The 929-nt window shown below is 73.6% G+C and carries 1 protein-coding gene; it reads right to left on the reverse strand.

Annotated elements, in window-relative coordinates; genetic code table 11:
* Window positions 1–837, reverse strand: an 837-nt coding sequence (locus ACYVE9_RS28515; RefSeq protein ID WP_461030775.1) for an oxidoreductase, incomplete at its 3' end; no start/stop codon positions are given.
* Window positions 838–929 lie beyond the last annotated feature (92 nt).

Genomic DNA, 929 nt, shown 5'->3' on the forward strand with positions numbered 1-929 from the left:
CGTCCACGGCGCGCGCAAGGCCGGTCCGGGGGCGCCGCGGACGCCCAGCACCCGGGGGCCGGTGAAGGAGTCGGACCGGACGCCGGGAGCGGTCGCCGCCCACAGTGTCGGTGCGGCGCCCAACTCCGGTGCGGAGGCGAACAGCCGGTTGTTCAGCAGCATCAGCCGTTCGGCGCGCCGACTTCCGGCCAGCTTGGGCCCCTTGGCCTGGAGTTCGGTGGACGAGTAGCCGGGGTGGGCGGCGGCGGCCACCAGGTCGAGGTCCGCCGTGCGGCGGGCCAGCTCGTGCACGAACAGCAGGTTCGCCGTCTTGGACCTGCTGTAGGCCTGCCAGCGGCGGTAGCCGTGCGCGCTGTTCAGGTCGTTGATGTCGATGTTGGCGAAGGCGTGCATCATGCTGGACACGGTGACGACGCGGGCGCCCCCGGTGGCGGTCAGGCGGTCCAGCAGCAGGCCCGTCAGGGCGAAGTGCCCCAGGTGGTTCACGCCGAACTGCATCTCGAAGCCGTCCGCCGTCAGCGCGTACGGCACGGCCATCAGCCCGGCGTTGTTGACCAGCAGGTCCAGCCGGTCGCCGGGCAGTCCGTCGGCGAAGGTGCGGACGGAGGAGAGGTCGGCGAGGTCCAGCGACCGGAACTCCACGTCGGCCTCGGGCACCTCCTGCCGCAGCCGCTCCAGCGCCGCCGTGCCGCGCATGCCGCTGCGGCAGGCGAGCACCACTCGCGCACCGTGGCGGGCCAGCTCCCGGGCGGTGACGTAACCGAGACCGCTGTTGGCCCCGGTCACCACCGCGAGGCGCCCGCCCTGATGAGGGATCTCTCGTGACGTCCAGACCATGACCGCACAGTAGGCGCGTCGCCGCACCCGCGGAAGCACCGGGCCCCCGTGAGCAGCGCGCCACCCCCGCTGCCCGCGCTCCAGCCGCCGCG

This window comes from Streptomyces sparsus (genome assembly GCF_054776295.1).